The sequence below is a fragment of the Paenibacillus sp. PL91 genome, assembly GCF_012935325.2.
GTDB lineage: Bacteria > Bacillota > Bacilli > Paenibacillales > Paenibacillaceae > Pristimantibacillus.
The window spans coordinates 517,205-533,681 of sequence record NZ_JABBYG020000003.1 but is presented as its reverse complement, the minus strand read 5'-3'; the positions used below and the strand labels follow the sequence as shown (position 1 = coordinate 533,681).

Genomic DNA, 16,477 nt, shown 5'->3' with positions numbered 1-16,477 from the left:
AAACGGCTGTAGTTAAAAATATGCTTGTGAAGGAATGCGGCGAATTCCGGTGCGGTTTGCTTCACAAGACGTTCAGGAGGTACGGATGCATAGAGTAGCTTCCAAGTTGTTGGTAGTGGTTTTCATCATAATAGCTGCGTTCTATCTTGACTTTAAGCTGGATCTATTTCCTGCTGCAGCCGAGTCGGAGGAGGTTGCCGTCGTGGATGAATCGAATAAGCTGGAGAGCTTGGAGCAACAAATCGCTAAGCAGTTCCAAGCTCGGGCCGAGCATTTTTCGGTAACCTACACGGGGGACAAGCAGGAGCTGTCGGGCAAGCTGACGGATGTCATTCGCGCAGCCCTTAGTCATGATGACTATTCGGCCTACATACTTGAATCCTATATCTATACGATTCGAAGCTGGGGCAACAAATCGACGATCGCCCTTGAAGCCAGATACCGCGAGACGCCAGCCCAAACAGCAGTCGTTGACCGCGAAGTAGCGAAGGCGCTCCAAGAGATCATTGAACCGGGCATGAATGACCATGAGAAAATAAAAGCGATTCACGACTGGATCGTTAGTCATGTCGAGTATGATCAGACCTTGAAGCATTACACGGCTTATGATGCGATAAAGCTTGGAGAGACGGTCTGCCAGGGCTATTCGCTGCTCGGCTACAAGATGCTGAAGGAAGCGGGAATTACAGTATTAATTGCCGAAGGCACTGTCAACACGGGCGAGCATGCATGGAATATGGTACAGCTGGACGGCGTTTGGTATCATCTGGATTTAACTTGGGATGATCCGGTGGGTGTATCGGCTTCAGGCAACAATGCCTCATCGGATGCTTCAAAGCCGAATAAAAGCACAATCCGCTACAATTATTATTTGAAGACGGACGCAGAGCTTCGTGCTGACCATCAATGGACCAAAACTTATCCAGTCGCAACGGCAGCCTACGCAGATACGATCCGCGAGCTGGAGAAGCAGGGCAACTCGGCAGAACGCAATCGGTTCAGCAAGCTGAAGCTGGAGCTGGGCCTCCACTGGCTTGAGCCTGAGTTCACGGTATCAAGCTCGGAGCAGCTCAATCAGGTTATTCAATCGGCGCTTGATTCCCGCACTGCGAGCTTAGAGTTCAGATATGAAGATGCCGATCAATTTCCCGCTGCGCTTAAGGCGGCTTTCGAGAGCGTAAAGGTGGCGGTCGGCTACCGGGCAAGCTATGAGCCGTATGCGGGCAATGACTCGCTTATCGTTCGCATACAGCTGGAGTACGCACGCTAGCCACGAAATCGGAAATAGGAATGGAAGAGGTGCAGAGATGCGCCTCTTTTTTGTTTGAACGGGCTTCTAACGAAAAGGGGTGGAGATAAAAAGGTTATCTACCTTTGAGTGCAACGTGCCAGGTGGGCATTAGCGGAGTGGGATATTGTCCAAAAGGCCAATGGCCATGATAGATCTAGAAACTAGATCTATTCCGTTTAAAATGGGACAATTCACGGAAATAGGTCTAGAAAATAGACCTATTATAAGCGCGCAACCAGCCCAATAGGCAATTGGCGTTCCGCCAGCGGAGCTAGATCTAGGAACTAGATCTATTCCGCAAAAACTGGAGCGATTCACGGAAATAGGTCTAGAAAGTAGACCTATTATAAGTGCGCAACCCGCCAAATGGGCAAATTGATGTTACGCCAAAGGAGATAGATCTAGAAACTAGATCTATTCCGCACAAACTGGAGCGATTTACGGAAATAGGTCTAGAAAGTAGACCTATCGTAGACGCACAACTCCCCAAATAGGCAAATTGATGTTACGCCAAAGGAGATAGATCTAGAAACTAGATCTATTCCGCACAAACTGGAGCGATTCACGGAAATAGGTCTAGAAAGTAGACCTATCATAGAAGCGCAACCCGCCAAATGGGCAAATTGATGTTCCGCCAGCGGAGCTAGATCTAGAAACTAGATCTATTCCGCACAAACTGGAGCGATTCACGGAAATAGGTCTAGAAAGTAGACCTATTATAAGCGCGCAACCAGCCCAATAGGCAATTGGCGTTCCGCCAGCGGAGATAGATCTAGGAACTAGATCTATTTCGCACAAACTGGAGCGATTCACGGAAATAGGTCTAGAAAGTAGACCTATTGTAGACGCACAACTCCCCAAATAGGCAAATTGATGTTACGCCAAAGGAGATAGATCTAGGAACTAGATCTATTCCGCACAAACTGGAGCGATTCACGGAAATAGGTCTAGAAAATAGACCTATTGTAGGCGTGCAACCCGCCCAAGGGCGGTTTTCCATCAGCGAAACAGGGCAATCAGCCAGCGGAGAGAGCTTTCTCTGAATAAGATCAAAACAGAAAAATGGCGGTACAGGAAAAGTCCCTGTATCGCCATTTTTCAGGTTTTTCGCTTTTCAAGCGTGCCCATTTTTATAACTCTCGTTCATCCTATAACTGGCTTCTTCCTTCTTCGCATGTTGTCCACAATTACAGCTAGCATCCGATAAGATAAAGCTCATTGCTCGTTTTTGCGCGCCGAGGTCATTTGCTGCCATACGGAGCCGGCAGCTTCCTCGCCGCGCTCAATCCGCTCAAGCGCCATTTGGGCTTGGAGCTGGATCTCGAATTCACTGTCCTTCGCAGCCTCGCGAAGCGCCTCTACCGCTGATTCGTCCCCAGCCTCGTATAGAAAGCGTGCAGCCCTCCAGCGGACAAGCTTGTTCTTGTCGCGAAGCGATTCGATCATCGGGCCAATAGCAGCCGGATCGCCGAGATCGGATAACGTATCGCCTGCTGTCCGTCTAACGGAGGTCGAAGAATCGCGCAGCGCGATAAATAAATAAGGCAGCGCTTCAGGCGCCCGCAAATCACCTAGATAGATGACCGCGAGTCTGCGAATCGAAGTATTCTCATCCTTAATCGCCGCAGCCAGCAGAGGCAAGCCCTCGATGGAGGCTGCGTAACGGTCAAGAGCGGCATAGCGCACCTGCCAATCCGGAGAGGCGAACTGCTCCTGCGCTTCGTCCAGCGTAAGAGGAGCCGGCCTGACAACCGCAGCCGCAGCTTCCTCCGCCCCGCCCGAATTCCCAAGCTCGATGGCAGCTTGAACGAGCGTCTCCAATCGCTCTGCCGTATACGAGGCTTCGATCTCGCGCACGATCTCGGCTGCGATTTCCTCCGGTTCCCCGTAACGCACGCCAAATTCCTCCAGCTTGCGCTCGCGAATCATGCCCGAGCCGGCAGCGACGCCAACCGCTTCGGCGAACTGCGGAGGCAGTGCCGATCGCACCTCGCTATCTCCCATGCGCACGCGAACCTGCATCGGAATTCCGCGATACATTTGAACGAGCACCTGCGCTTCTCCATAGCTTGATGAAGGGCCGCTCTTGCCGTCATCCTGCCCTCCATCAGCCTGATCCTTCTGCAGCAATTGGCCTGCCGAAGCCAATATGGCAGCCCAATCCGCTCCTGGCTTCCGGTCCAGCGCAATAAAGTCAGCGGTACGGAACAGGCTTTTTACGCCATTGATTTGCAAAAGCTGCTGCAGCAGCTCGGGAGCATCGCTTGCTTCGCTGGCTTTAAAGGTAAGCCTGCGCCCGCGCGGAAGCATCTCATCGACGTTCAGCTTCATGGAGTTGGGGCTAGGCGTCGGTTCTATTGAAATTAGTTTCATAAGGAAACCTCCTGGAAATGATGATGTAATTATTGTTTTTTGCTGACCAACAGTAACAAATGGTGCGTCGAAAGCGTAGTCTTATGTGTAAAACCTATATAAAGTAGTTTAACTGATTTCAAGTTAGGATGCTAACAACGAAGCGTTTGGATGCCATTATTCGCTTTTAGCTGAAAAGGCGCGCTGCTGCGAGATGTGGTGCTTTACGCATAAAAAATATTTAACCTATTTGCATTAAGAGCTGTCAGCTTGGTATCTTATTTAAACAACGGATATTTGCGAGGGAGGGATGGACGGTTGAAGTTAAAACGATTTGCTAACATAGATCCTATTGAGCAGCATACGTCTTTGAAGCAATTCAAAAGATGGCGTCAGGAACGCATTCGCAGACTGAGAATGAAGGATTATTCATTCACCGTTCCGAATGTTGAACCTGATATCGCATACTTGGAGGATAATCGAAAATGGCCTTCCATAACATGGGTTGGTCATTCAACTTTTTTCATTCAGCATGGCGGATTGAACATTATTACGGACCCCGTATGGTCGACCCAGATGGCTTTTCAAAAAAGACTTTCGCCGCCAGGGATCAAGGTTGAGGACGTACCGCCGGTAGATGTCGTACTTATTTCTCATTCCCATTATGATCATTTAAATATAAATTCGCTGCGCAGGCTTATCGGCTCTAGGCAATTGCTAGTGCCTGCCGGGCTTGGACCAAAGCTGCGTAAAAAAGGCTTTATTAGAATCAAGGAGCTGCATTGGTGGGAATCGGTCATAATCCACGGTGTGAAGTTTACGTTCGTGCCTTCTCAGCATTCGACGCGCCGAAACCCATGGGATACGAACAGCTCGCATTGGGGGGGCTTCGTTATCGAGCGTCCGACTTCGCGAACCGGGAAGCTTGTCAGTCACGCTGGCGTCAAAAAGCCTCACAGCGGTTCCGATGAGGGAAAGGCTCGAGCGCAAATTGCAAGCGCTAGGGAGCCTATGGCCCCATGGGAAAAACCATTTTTCAGTGAACTGTCCAACGTTGACCGGCCTATCGTATCGGAGGCGCCGACCATTTATTTTGCTGGAGACAGTGGCTACTTTCAAGGCTTTAAGGAGATCGGCCGTCGTTTTCCAATCGATGTTGCGCTTCTGCCCATCGGTGCTTACGAGCCGGAATGGTTCATGGGTCCTCAGCATATTACGCCGGAGCAAGCGCTCCAAGCGTTTGAGGATTTGGAAGCCAAATGGTTCGTGCCGATGCATTATGGCGCCTTCAAGCTAGCCGATGATACGCCGCGTGAAGCGCTGGATCGGCTGGAGGCCGAGCGCAGAAAACGATGCCTCGATGATGAACGGATTCTAATTCTGCCGCATGGGGAGACGTGGCGCCTCTCCGGCAAATGACAAACGAGTACAAGAGTGCGCCAAATGCGGACAGTGACGGCGGAAAATGAAAGCTGTATACTGAGCAAGTAAACTTTCAGTAATGAGAAAAGCATGGTTTGCTCATGCAGACCTAAGCATAGTCTTACAAAGCAAAGTATGTATTCGAAATCAATGCTTAATCTTTCGAGACAAGGATTGCATTCGCAATCCAATGCTTAATCTTTCGAAGCAAGGATGCATTCGCCAACCCATGTCTAATCTTACGAAGCAAGGATTGCATTGGCAATCCAAATAGGAGGAGCAATACATGATTCACGCAACAAACATACGTCTTGGTGTTATCGGAGCGGGCGCGATCGGAAGCATTCACATGGAGACGTTCAATAAGGTGGATGGAATCGACGTCGTCGCTGTAACGGACGTTTATCTACCGCTTGCCGAGCAGCGTGCTGCTGAGCACGGCATTTCGCTTGTTCACGCAAGCCCGCAATCGCTGCTTGAGGATCCAACTATCGACGCGGTTGTCATCGGCGTTCCGAATCAATTTCATGCAGCCCTGGCTGTAGAAGCGCTGAAGCAAGGCAAGCATGTGCTGCTGGAGAAACCGATGGCTATCGATTCCGAAGCGGCTCGCGCCATTGTTGAGGAAGCCAAGAAATCCGGCAAAATTTTGATGATGTCGCATCAAATGCGCTGGAGCGGGCTAAGCCGCGCTCTTAAGCAGCGGATTGACAATGGCGATGTCGGACCTATTTACAATGCGAAGGCTGGCTGGTTCCGGAAAAAAGGCATTCCCGGTTGGGGCTCATGGTTTACGCGCAAAGACATGGCTGGCGGCGGCCCTCTAATCGATATTGGCGTTCATATGCTTGACCTGTCGCTTTATCTGATGGGCAATCCGAAGCCAATTTCGGTTTACGGCTCGACTTATGCCGAATTCGGACCGAAGCGTCAAGGTACGGGTACATGGGGAACACCGAATTGGGACGGGTATTACGATGTTGAGGATCTTGCATCTGCGCTGATCAAGCTCGATAATGGGGCAACCTTATCGCTTGAAGTAAGCTGGGCGGCGCATTCCGCATTTCTGCCGGAGGACCCGTTTATTCATTTGATGGGAACGCAGGGCGGTGTAGCGATTATTGGAAATAACGGAAAGTATGTCACGCATACAAACAATGAAGTCGTTGAGAGCGATATTGTGCCGCTTGAGGGCGAAGATGACCGTATATTGATGAGCCGTCATTTCGTGGAATGTATCCGCGAGGGCAAAGAACCGATTACGTCCGCGCTGTCGGGCTATACAAACAACCGTATTCTCGATGCCATTTACGAATCATCCCGCACGGGCAATGAAGTGAAGCTGAACTGGGATTAGCCGTTTAAGTTACGATTCCATATCGATCAAATATTGGTAAGCCTCCTCGTAGGAAATGACATATTGCCGGTCATTTTGAGGAGGCTTTTTCTAACCGTGAAGATAATTGGTATGAAAAAAGAGATCGATTGTTTTTGCAATAAGATTATACCGACCTGGAGCCGAAGACCTTACAATCGGGGCGTATCATTTTATGAAATCATGCTGCTTCAGGCTTTGCAGTCATAGTGTGAGACTATTTAATAGACGGGCTGAAGATCAAATTTTTGTTTTATTTGAGCGCTATGCTGTACGCAGCAAGTGCTTGTATGATTTGGCGGATGAGCGGAAAGGTTGACGGCAAGGCAAAAGAAGGTTCGGTTTCCGCGCATACTGTGGTATAATGATTCGATATAAAGCGATTTTGTAGTGAAGGACGGGATTAAACGAATGATTAGTACAAGTGGCATAACGCTCCGTTATGGGAAGCGGGCGCTTTTTGAAGATGTAAGCATCAAGTTTACGCCAGGCAACTGTTACGGCTTGATCGGCGCTAACGGCGCGGGCAAATCGACCTTTTTAAAAATACTATCAGGCGAAGTGGAGCAATCGCACGGAGAAGTTCATATAACGCCGGGCGAGCGGCTTGCCGTTCTGAAGCAGAACCATTACGAATACGACGAGTCCGTAGTACTCGAGACGGTAATGATGGGTCACAAACGTCTTTATGAAGTGATGAAGGAGAAGGACGCTCTTTATGCAAAAGCGGACTTCACGGACGAAGACGGCATGCGCGCAGGCGAGCTTGAAGCTGAGTTTGCAGACATGAACGGCTGGGAAGCGGAGTCGGAAGCGGCAGAGATGCTTAACGGACTCGGCATTACTCCTGAGCTGCACGATAAGAAAATGGCTGACCTAAGCGGTAACGAGAAGGTTCGTGTATTGCTGGCTCAAGCTTTGTTCGGCTCGCCGAACATTCTATTGCTCGATGAGCCTACCAACCACTTGGACATTGAGTCCATTCGTTGGTTGGAAGATTTCCTTGCCGACTACAAAGGCACTGTAGTCGTAGTCAGCCATGACAGGCACTTCCTGAATACGGTTTGTACGCACATTGCGGATATTGACTTCGGCAAAATCCAAATGTACGTCGGCAACTACGACTTCTGGTACGAATCCAGCCAGCTTGCTTTGCAGCTGATGCGCGGTGAGAACAAGAAGAAGGAAGACAAAATTAAGGAGCTTCAAGCCTTTATCCAGCGCTTCAGCGCGAACAAATCAAAGGCGAAGCAAGCGACATCAAGACAGAAATTGCTTGAGAAAATTTCGCTTGACGATATTCGTCCTTCGAACCGTAAATATCCGTTTATCCTCTTCAAAGGAGAGCGTGAAGCGGGCAAGCAGCTATTGCTTGTTGACAGCTTGACGAAATCGATCGACGGCGAGAAAATTATCGACAACCTGACCATTGCGCTTAACAAGGGTGATAAGGTTGCATTTGTTGGACCGAACAGCTTGCCTAAGACTTTGCTATTCCAGCTGCTTGTCGGCGAGGTTGAAGCGGATTCCGGCAGCTACTCATGGGGCGTAACGACTACGCAGGCTTATTTCCCGAAAGACAACTCTCCTTATTTCGATGGGGTAGATTTGAATCTTGTGGAATGGCTTCGTCAATATTCGAAGGACCCGGATGAGACGTTCATTCGCGGCTTCCTTGGCCGTATGCTCTTCTCCGGCGACGATGCGATGAAGAAAGCAAGCGTTTTGTCCGGGGGCGAGAAGGTTCGCTGCATGCTCTCCAAGATGATGCTTGAGGGCGCGAACGTATTTATTCTCGATGAGCCAACGAATCACTTGGACCTAGAATCGATTACGGCACTCAACAACGGTCTTACGGATACGGATTGTACGGTTCTATTTACTTCACATGACCATCAGTTCGTTCAAACGATCGCGAACCGCATCGTTGAAATTACGCCAAACGGCGTAATTGACCGGATGATGACGTATGACGAGTACCTTGAAAGTGCTGAAGTTAAAGCACTTCGCGAGCGTATGTACGCTGTATAAGATCATATAGGAAAGCGCCTGTTTGCAAGGGAAATCTTGCGGACGGCGCTTTTTTTTGTCCGATAGGGGCAGTAAATCAGCTTGCCTAAGAGCTGGAGGCGCAGCGAACATGCTCTTATAAATTTTGGTTGCATAATGGGTGAATAGGGTTTATACTACGTTTGAAAAGGTTTTCAGAAAAGCTTTTCAGAAAAGCTTTTCAGAAAGCCCTTTCATAAAAAGCGCAGACTATTATCATTGTAAAATGATCTGAACTAGAGCAAACTACCGCACAAGCAAACGAACTCGCTCATCAAGAAAGGCGTGCAATTATGAAATCGACAATACGCGATGTCGCAAAATACGCAAACGTATCTATTAGCACAGTATCCAGAGTTATGAATGCACCGGAAACTGTGGTGGAAGAGAAGCGTATGAAGGTGCTTGAGGCTATTGAAGCGCTTCAATATCAACCGAATGGATTCGCTAGAGGATTGATTTACAAAAAATCTGATACGCTTGGCGTTATGATTCCGGATATTGAGAATCCGTATTATGCCGGCTTAATACGCGGCATGCAGGATGCTGCGGTTATGCTGAACCATAGTCTGATGATCTGCAATACGGATCGCGATAAGAAGCGGACTATCGCGTACGTGCAAAGCTTTTTCGAAAAACAGGTAGACGGCATCATATTTACAAGCGATTCTCTGCATGAAGAGTATTACGAGGAAATGCAGCGCTATCGATTGCCATTCGTGCTTGCTTCAACTAATGCTCCTGAATATGATATTCCTTCTGTCGATATTGATGATGAACGAGCCGCGTATGAAGCGATTAAGCATCTCATTGAATCAGGCCATCGCCAAATCGGCATGATCGGCTTTCCTTTAGGAGACACGATCTCCGGCGAGCCGCGTTACGCCGGCTTCAAAAAGGCATTGAGGGAGTATGGTCTTTCGGAATACGAGAATTGCATCGAATTTGCAGAGCATCGGTTCGAGCATGGTTATGAGGCAGCAGAGCTATTATTGACGCGTTGCCCTGGCCTGACGGCGGTTTTTGCAGCATCGGATGAATTCGCAATGGGGACGATATCGTATTTGCGTGAGCAGGGCAAATCCGTTCCCGAGCACATATCCGTTGTCGGCTTTGACAATATTCGAATGGCTCAAATGTTTATTCCGAAGCTGACGACGATAGACCAGCCGACTTATGACATTGGGTTCCGATCGGTACAGAAGCTGCATGAGCTGATTACGACGGGCAAAGTAGACGTTCTAAGAGAAAAGCTTCCCCATCATTTGATCGTGCGAGAGTCGACAAGGCCAGTTCAATAAAGACCTTACCTATTGAAAAGGATAGTCGCGAAACGAGCTTTTGCCGCAACGGCTTTAATCGTTTTCGCCGTCTTAATTTGAAAAGCTTTTCAAGTAAATTTAAGCGTTTTTTATTGTTGTCTGACTGATTTTAAACTGCTCGGAGCATAAAAAGAGCCTATATTGGCACTTTAAAGGAGGTGATGACTCAGCTCGTCTTCTATTCTAAATAATTTACGATTCAAAAGGGCCATGAACGTGTAATTTCATTACTGAATGATTTAAACATGAAAGGATGAGGTCTATGTACACGAAAAAAACAAAGAATGCATTGACTGTTTTTATTTTAATGGTTGTGCTTGCAATGGCGATTACGGCTTGCGGAGGTAATAATAATACAAATAATACGACCAACCAGCCGACTGAGAAGCCAAGCGATACAACAGAGGGCGGAACCGACACTGGAGCGGGTGACGGAGCGCTTGCTCAAGCTATGAATGGTGATTTTAAAGGTAAAAAAGTAACGATGTTCGGTCCGTTCACGGATGCGGATGAAGTGAAATTCAATGAAAGCATCAAAGCATTCGAGGACAAGACAGGAATCGATATCTCTTATGAAGGCTCAAAGGAATTTGAGGCTACCATCTCTGTTCGCGTAAACGGCGGAAATGCTCCTGATATTGCGGATTTCCCGCAGCCAGGCTTACTTAAAGGGTTCGTGAACTCTGGAAAAGTCATTGACGTGAAGTCTTTCCTAAACGATGAATATTTGAAAAAGCAATATAACCAAAGCTGGCTTGACATGGCAACAATGAAGGGTGCCAGCGGAGACGTAATGGCGGGTGTATGGGCACGCAGCAGCGTGAAAAGCTTAGTGTGGTACAACAAAAAAGCATTTGCGGAAGCAGGCTATACTGTACCAAAAACATGGGCAGAGCTTATGACCTTGACTGACCAAATCGCGAAGGACGGCGATCCAGCGTGGAGCATAGGCATTGAGAGCGGTACTGCGACTGGCTGGCCGGCAACCGATTGGATGGAGGACATTATGCTCCGTACAACGACTCCGGAAAATTACGATAAGTGGGTATCAGGCGAGCTTCCGTTTACAGATCCTGTAGTTAAAAACGCTGCGGAAAAAATGGCTGAAATTTGGTTCAACGAGGATTATGTGTACGGCGGCAAAAAATCGATTGCTACAACATCGTTTGGCGACGCTGTTAAGCCTCTATTCGATAATCCGCCAAAAGCATGGCTTCACCGTCAAGCTGGATTTATTACAAGCTTCTTCCCAGAAGGCTTGACTGCCGATGATTACGATTGGTTCCCATTGCCTGCTATTGACGAGCAATACGGCCAGCCAGCTCTTATCTCGGGCGATATTTACGCAATGTTTAACGATCGTCCAGAGGTTCGCGCTGTAATGGAATTTTTCACAACCGGTGAATCACTTAAAGCATGGATTCAAACTGGCGGCGTAACAGCGCCAATGAATGATGCTGATCCGTCTTGGTACCCGAATGATCAAGAGCGCAGAATGGCTGAGTTCGTAAAAACTGCGGATACAATTCGTTTTGACGGCTCCGACTTGATGCCTGGCGCAGTAGGCGCAGGCACATTCTGGAAAGGCATGACTGACTGGGTAAGCGGAACAGTAGATTTGGATACGGCACTAAAAGAAATTCAAGCTGGATGGAAAAAATAAATGACTGCTTGAGGAATTGGAGGGCTTCTCGCCATAAGGCGGGAGCCTTCCCCAATCTTTAAAAGAAGTTAGGTTTGTATCCACAAACCTAAGCAACGCTTACGAAGTTAGGTTTGTATCCACAAACCTTGGAGGAGGATTCATATGGAACTACAAGCTAGGAAAGGCAATGCTCTGCGGCTACTGTTGTTATCCGTGCTCGTACCAGTTCTGAATATTGCCGTTCACTGGTGCATCTTTTTATTTTTTCGCGACTCCAATCTTCCGCCGGTCATCAATGCAGTACTGGCAGTCATATGGGGGGCACTCGGCATTTATTCTATTTACTACTCGTTCAACTGGGTAGTTGAGCAATATCCGGATCAATGGAAGCGGAGAATATTGCCTTTTGTATTTGTTGGTCCGGCGGTGCTGCTGCTCGGATGGCTGCTTGTTTTTCCGACACTGCGGACTTTGTATTTAAGCTTCTTTGATGCTAGCTCCGTCAATTTTGTCGGCTTTGCCAACTATGTTGCCGTATTTACAGACCGGCTTCTCGTGATGGCGCTGCGCAACAACCTGCTTTGGGTGTTTTTCGGCACCTTGGCATGCGTAAGCTTAGGTCTCCTTATTGCCATTCTGGCTGATCGCAGCAGCTTTGAGAAGCTTGCAAAGGGACTCATCTTTATGCCAATGGCGATCTCGTTCGTAGCTGCCGGCGTCATTTGGAAATTCATTTATTACTATCAACCGGGCGAGGAGCAAATCGGTCTTCTAAATGCGATTGTCGTTAAGTTCGGAGGCGAACCGCAGGCTTGGCTCAGCATGATTCAGCCTTGGAATAACCTGTTCCTCATCGTTATTCTCATCTGGATGCAAACTGGTTTCGCTATGGTTATATTCTCTGCTGCGATTAAGAGCATTCCAGAGGATATGCTGGAGGCTGCCCGAATGGATGGAGCCGGCGAGGTTCGCATTTTCTTCAAAATCATGATTCCTTACATTGCGGGAACCTTGCTTTCGGTTACGACAACGATCATCGTATTTACGCTCAAAATATTCGATGTTGTCATGATCATGACAGGCGGACAATATGAGACGGACGTTGTAGCTACGCAGTTCTACCGCCAGCTGTTTATGTATCAAAACGCAGGCTACGGTTCGACCTTAGCTATCGTACTGCTAGTCGCTGTTATACCAGTCATTATTATCAATCTGCGCCAGTTCCGTAGAGAGGGGGGTTTCTAATATGGGCAAAAACAAAAAACCTCGCAAGTCCAAGTGGCTTGTGAATACGATACTCGCCGTCATTTGCCTGATTTGGACGATTCCGACAATCGGACTGCTCGTATCCTCATTCCGGCCTGCCGCAGATATTTTAGCAACGGGCTGGTGGAATATTTTGCCCCATCGCGATTGGCAGACGACAGAGCAGGTTCAACTGCCTAAGGATACCGATCTCCGCGAGCCCATCAAGGTTAACGGCGTTACCTTTACCGATGATCAGCTGCGTGCTGGAGTAGAGGTTGATGGGGAGAGGCTGATTTGGGAAAATCGGCGTGCTCGGACGCTGAACGTGCAGGATAAACAGTGGACGGTCATTTCTCGCTTTACGACTCAGAACTATGAGACGGTGCTAGGCGGGAAAACCTACTCGGTCACAATGCCCGACGGTACGACCAAAACGGAAAAAGGAAGCGGTATGTCGCGTTCCTTCTGGAATACGATTGCGGTTACGGTACCGGCGACCGTTATTCCGATCTTCATTGCCTCCTTTGCGGCCTATGCCTTCGCATGGCTCCGCTTTCCGGGAAGGAAAACGTTGTTTGTCATCGTAATCGCCTTGCTCGTTGTGCCGCTGCAGGTGGCGCTCATTCCGATTTTGCGTGACTATACGTCGCTTGGTCTCAATGGCACCTACTTTGGCATATGGCTCGCGCATACGGCGTTTGGCTTGCCATTAATAACTTATTTCATGTATACCTCAATCAGTCAGCTGCCAAAGGATTTATTCGAATCTGCGTTTATGGACGGGGCAACCAACTTTACGATCTTTAGCAAGCTTATTTTGCCGCTCTCTGTGCCTGCGCTTGCTTCGATCAGCATATTCCAGTTTTTATGGGTATGGAATGATTACCTGGTATCGCTTATTTTCCTCGGCAGCCAGCCGGAGGTACAGGTATTGTCCATGAATATCGCTAATATGGTCGGCTCTCGCGGCAATGACTGGCATTTGCTCACAGCCGCTGCATTTGTTTCCATGCTGATGCCGTTAGCTGTATTTTTCGCTCTGCAAAAATATTTTGTACGCGGCATGCTCGGCGGCTCCATCAAAGGATAGTCAATGGCTTGAATGTAAAAAAACGAATGGCGCGGCGTATGGACACGGTGTCCCCTCGCGCGCCATTTGTATTTTTTTAGAGAGAAAAGGAGAGATTGGGATGCAGGCAAAACCGGCTTGGTGGAAGGAATCGGTTGTATATCAGGTTTATTGGCGCAGCTTCCGCGATACGAACGGGGATGGCATTGGCGATCTGCCAGGTGTGATTGAGAAGCTGGATTACATCAAATCGTTGGGCGTGACCATGCTGTGGATCAACCCATTTAACGAATCGCCGGATAAGGACAATGGCTATGATGTGTCCGATTATTATACGGTCATGAAGAAAGCGGGGAGGATGGAGGACTTTGACCAATTGGTGGCGGAGACTCATGCGAGAGGCATGAAGCTCATGATGGACGTCGTCGTCAACCATACGTCGGATCGTCATCCTTGGTTTATCGAATCTAGTTCCTCGATTAACAGCCCGAAGCGGGACTGGTACGTTTGGCAGGACGGCGTGCATGGTGGGCCGCCTACGAATTGGCGCTCCTATTTCAATCCTTCTTGCTGGGAGCTTGATGAGAATACGGGGCAATATTACATGCATTCCTTTGCCATCGAACAGCCAGATTTGAATTGGGCAAATAAAGAGATGCGGATGGAAATTTATAAAATGCTGCGGTACTGGCTGGATAAAGGAGTCGACGGGCTTAGGCTCGATGCTCTGGCGCTACTGGCTAAGCCGCAAAGCTATACAGATGTGGAGGACCCGCGTGATATTCGGTATTTGACGCATAATCCGGGTCTTCATGATTATTTGCAGGAAATGAACCATGAGGTGTTTCGCCATTATGATATGATGACCGTTGGCGAAATCGCATTTGCTACGCCTGAGCTGGGCGCCCTGTTTGTCGATGAGGACCGATCGGAGCTGAACACGCTGTTTCACTTTGAAGTGGCTGACGAAATGCCGGAATGGGATATGGTTCGCTACAAGCAAATACAGAGGCAATGGGCGGAAGCTTTGGAAGGGCGTGGCTTTGGCTCGCAGTTTCTCAATAATCATGACCATACGAGACAGGTGACGCGTTACGGCAATGATACGGAATATCGCGAAGAGTCGGCTAAGCTGCTTGCGACGATGATACATACGCTGCCAGGCATTCCCTACATTTATCAAGGCGAAGAAATCGGGATGACGGGCGTAAGGTATGAAACGATCGGCGAATATAAGGACATCGCGATGATAAATAAGTATGTGGAGGAGATCGGCAAGGGCAAAGACCCTGCGGCGGTGTTCCAATCGCTGCAGCCGCTCAGCCGAGACAACTCAAGAACGCCGATGCAGTGGAATGCCGGGCGCTATGCGGGCTTTGGCAGCGCGGAGCCGTGGATTAAGCTTAACCCGAATTATGAGAGGATTAATGTCGAGCAAGCCGAAAGCGATCCGAATTCGGTACTGGCGTTTTACCGGGAACTTATTGCGCTTAGAAAGAACAATCCCGTTATGGTTTATGGTGATTTTACCGATATTAGCGGCGATGATCCGCATCTATACGTTTATGTGCGGGAGCTTGAGGGAACCGAATGGATCGTACTGCTGAACCACGGGGAAGAAGCTCATATCTTTACGTTCTCGGAACCGATTTGTGGAAGCGAGACGATGAATCTAAAGCTTGTGCTTGGCAACTATGAAAGTACATCCAGCACATGGAATGATGAGGATCGCAAAATGGAGTTGAGGCCATATGAGGCCCGAATTTATGAGGTAGTATCTTAGCTCAAATATCTTCTATTGCGAAAAAATAGCAAGCTTGCCGCATGTAAACGAAAAATGGTGGAGCAGGATAATTCCTGCTTCACCATTTTTTTTCGTTAACCGACTAAAGCGCGCTTCGATGTGCAACTGGCAGCTTGCGCCCTTTGCCGTAAGGGATGCAAAGCGGCGTTCCGAAGATAGGATCAGTCGTGATTTGGCATTCCATCTCAAAGACGGAACGGATGAGCTGCTCGTTCATAATGGCTTCCGGCTTGCCTTGGGCATGTATGCGGCCGTCTTTCACAGCTACGATATGATCGGCATAACGGCAAGCGAGATTAATATCATGCAGTACCATCACAATCGTACGATTCTCTTGCTCGTTTAATTCATAAAGCAAATCAAGAATCTCTATTTGATGAGCCATATCAAGATAGGTGGTCGGCTCGTCAAGCAAAATAGTCGGCGTGTTCTGAGCGAGCGTCATTGCAATCCAAGCACGCTGACGCTGACCTCCGGATAGCGAGTCAATGGAACGGGAGGATAGCTCGTTCATATGCGTCGCTTCCAATGCTTTTTTCACCATCTTCTCATCCTCGCGTGACCATTGCTGCAGCCAGCTTTGGTAAGGATAGCGTCCTTGCTTCACAAGCTGGTGAACGGTAAGCCCTTCCGGCGCGAGCGGACCTTGCGGCAAGATAGCGAGACGTTTAGCGATATCCTTGCTCGATAGCTTGGCTATTTCAGCTCCATCAAGCAGGATTGAGCCCTCCTGAGGCTTCAAGAGACGGGCAAGGGAACGAAGCAGCGTTGATTTGCCGCAGCCGTTGCTGCCAATGAACACCGTAATTTTGCCTGGAGGAACGAGCAAGTCGAGATTGTTGAATATCGCTTTTTGACCATAGGATAAGGTAAGGTTTTTTGCTTGAATGGAGGACACGA

At 48.6% G+C, this 16,477-nt stretch carries 11 protein-coding genes; 9 read left to right on the top strand and 2 right to left on the bottom strand.

What is annotated here, in order from left to right; genetic code table 11:
* The first annotated feature begins 85 nt into the window (after window positions 1–85).
* Window positions 86–1,270, top strand: coding sequence for a transglutaminase domain-containing protein (locus HI950_RS11110; RefSeq protein WP_169083580.1), 1,185 nt, complete (start codon window positions 86–88; stop codon window positions 1,268–1,270).
* Between the two features lie 1,236 nt (window positions 1,271–2,506).
* Here HI950_RS11110 and HI950_RS11105 read toward each other — a convergent pair.
* A complete protein-coding gene (locus HI950_RS11105) occupies window positions 2,507–3,664 on the bottom strand; it encodes a conserved virulence factor C family protein (RefSeq protein WP_169083581.1) in 1,158 nt (385 codons plus the stop codon).
* 297 nt (window positions 3,665–3,961) lie between these two features.
* On the opposite strand from HI950_RS11105, the gene HI950_RS11100 reads away from it, so the two are divergent.
* The 8 genes from HI950_RS11100 to HI950_RS11065 all read left to right on the top strand — a co-directional run bounded on the left by HI950_RS11100 (window position 3,962) and on the right by HI950_RS11065 (window position 15,556).
* Window positions 3,962–5,062 (top strand): MBL fold metallo-hydrolase, encoded by a 1,101-nt coding sequence (locus tag HI950_RS11100; protein WP_169083582.1) that lies wholly within the window; start codon window positions 3,962–3,964, stop codon window positions 5,060–5,062.
* A gap of 289 nt (window positions 5,063–5,351) precedes the next feature.
* The gene (locus HI950_RS11095; RefSeq protein ID WP_169083583.1) at window positions 5,352–6,422 is read left to right on the top strand and encodes a Gfo/Idh/MocA family protein; all 1,071 of its coding nucleotides are present in this window, start codon (window positions 5,352–5,354) and stop codon (window positions 6,420–6,422) included.
* A gap of 429 nt (window positions 6,423–6,851) precedes the next feature.
* Entirely contained in the window at window positions 6,852–8,471 is a 1,620-nt protein-coding gene (locus tag HI950_RS11090) for an ABC-F family ATP-binding cassette domain-containing protein (RefSeq protein WP_169083584.1), read from the top strand.
* Window positions 8,472–8,782: 311 nt separating this feature from the next.
* Window positions 8,783–9,790: a LacI family DNA-binding transcriptional regulator gene (locus HI950_RS11085; RefSeq protein ID WP_169083585.1), complete on the top strand. Its 1,008-nt coding sequence runs from the start codon at window positions 8,783–8,785 to the stop codon at window positions 9,788–9,790.
* A 283-nt stretch (window positions 9,791–10,073) separates the two neighbouring features.
* Complete coding sequence (locus tag HI950_RS11080; RefSeq protein WP_411268084.1) at window positions 10,074–11,474, top strand: ABC transporter substrate-binding protein; 1,401 nt, start codon at window positions 10,074–10,076, stop codon at window positions 11,472–11,474.
* A gap of 144 nt (window positions 11,475–11,618) precedes the next feature.
* Window positions 11,619–12,701, top strand: coding sequence for a carbohydrate ABC transporter permease (locus HI950_RS11075; protein WP_169083587.1), 1,083 nt, complete (start codon window positions 11,619–11,621; stop codon window positions 12,699–12,701).
* Between the two features lies 1 nt (window position 12,702).
* Window positions 12,703–13,794, top strand: coding sequence for a carbohydrate ABC transporter permease (locus HI950_RS11070; protein WP_169083588.1), 1,092 nt, complete (start codon window positions 12,703–12,705; stop codon window positions 13,792–13,794).
* A 100-nt stretch (window positions 13,795–13,894) separates the two neighbouring features.
* Window positions 13,895–15,556 (top strand): glycoside hydrolase family 13 protein, encoded by a 1,662-nt coding sequence (locus tag HI950_RS11065; RefSeq protein ID WP_169083589.1) that lies wholly within the window; start codon window positions 13,895–13,897, stop codon window positions 15,554–15,556.
* Between the two features lie 103 nt (window positions 15,557–15,659).
* On the opposite strand, the gene HI950_RS11060 is transcribed toward HI950_RS11065, so the two are convergent.
* Window positions 15,660–16,475: an ABC transporter ATP-binding protein gene (locus HI950_RS11060; protein WP_169083590.1), complete on the bottom strand. Its 816-nt coding sequence runs from the start codon at window positions 16,473–16,475 to the stop codon at window positions 15,660–15,662.
* Between the last annotated feature and the right edge of the window lie 2 nt (window positions 16,476–16,477).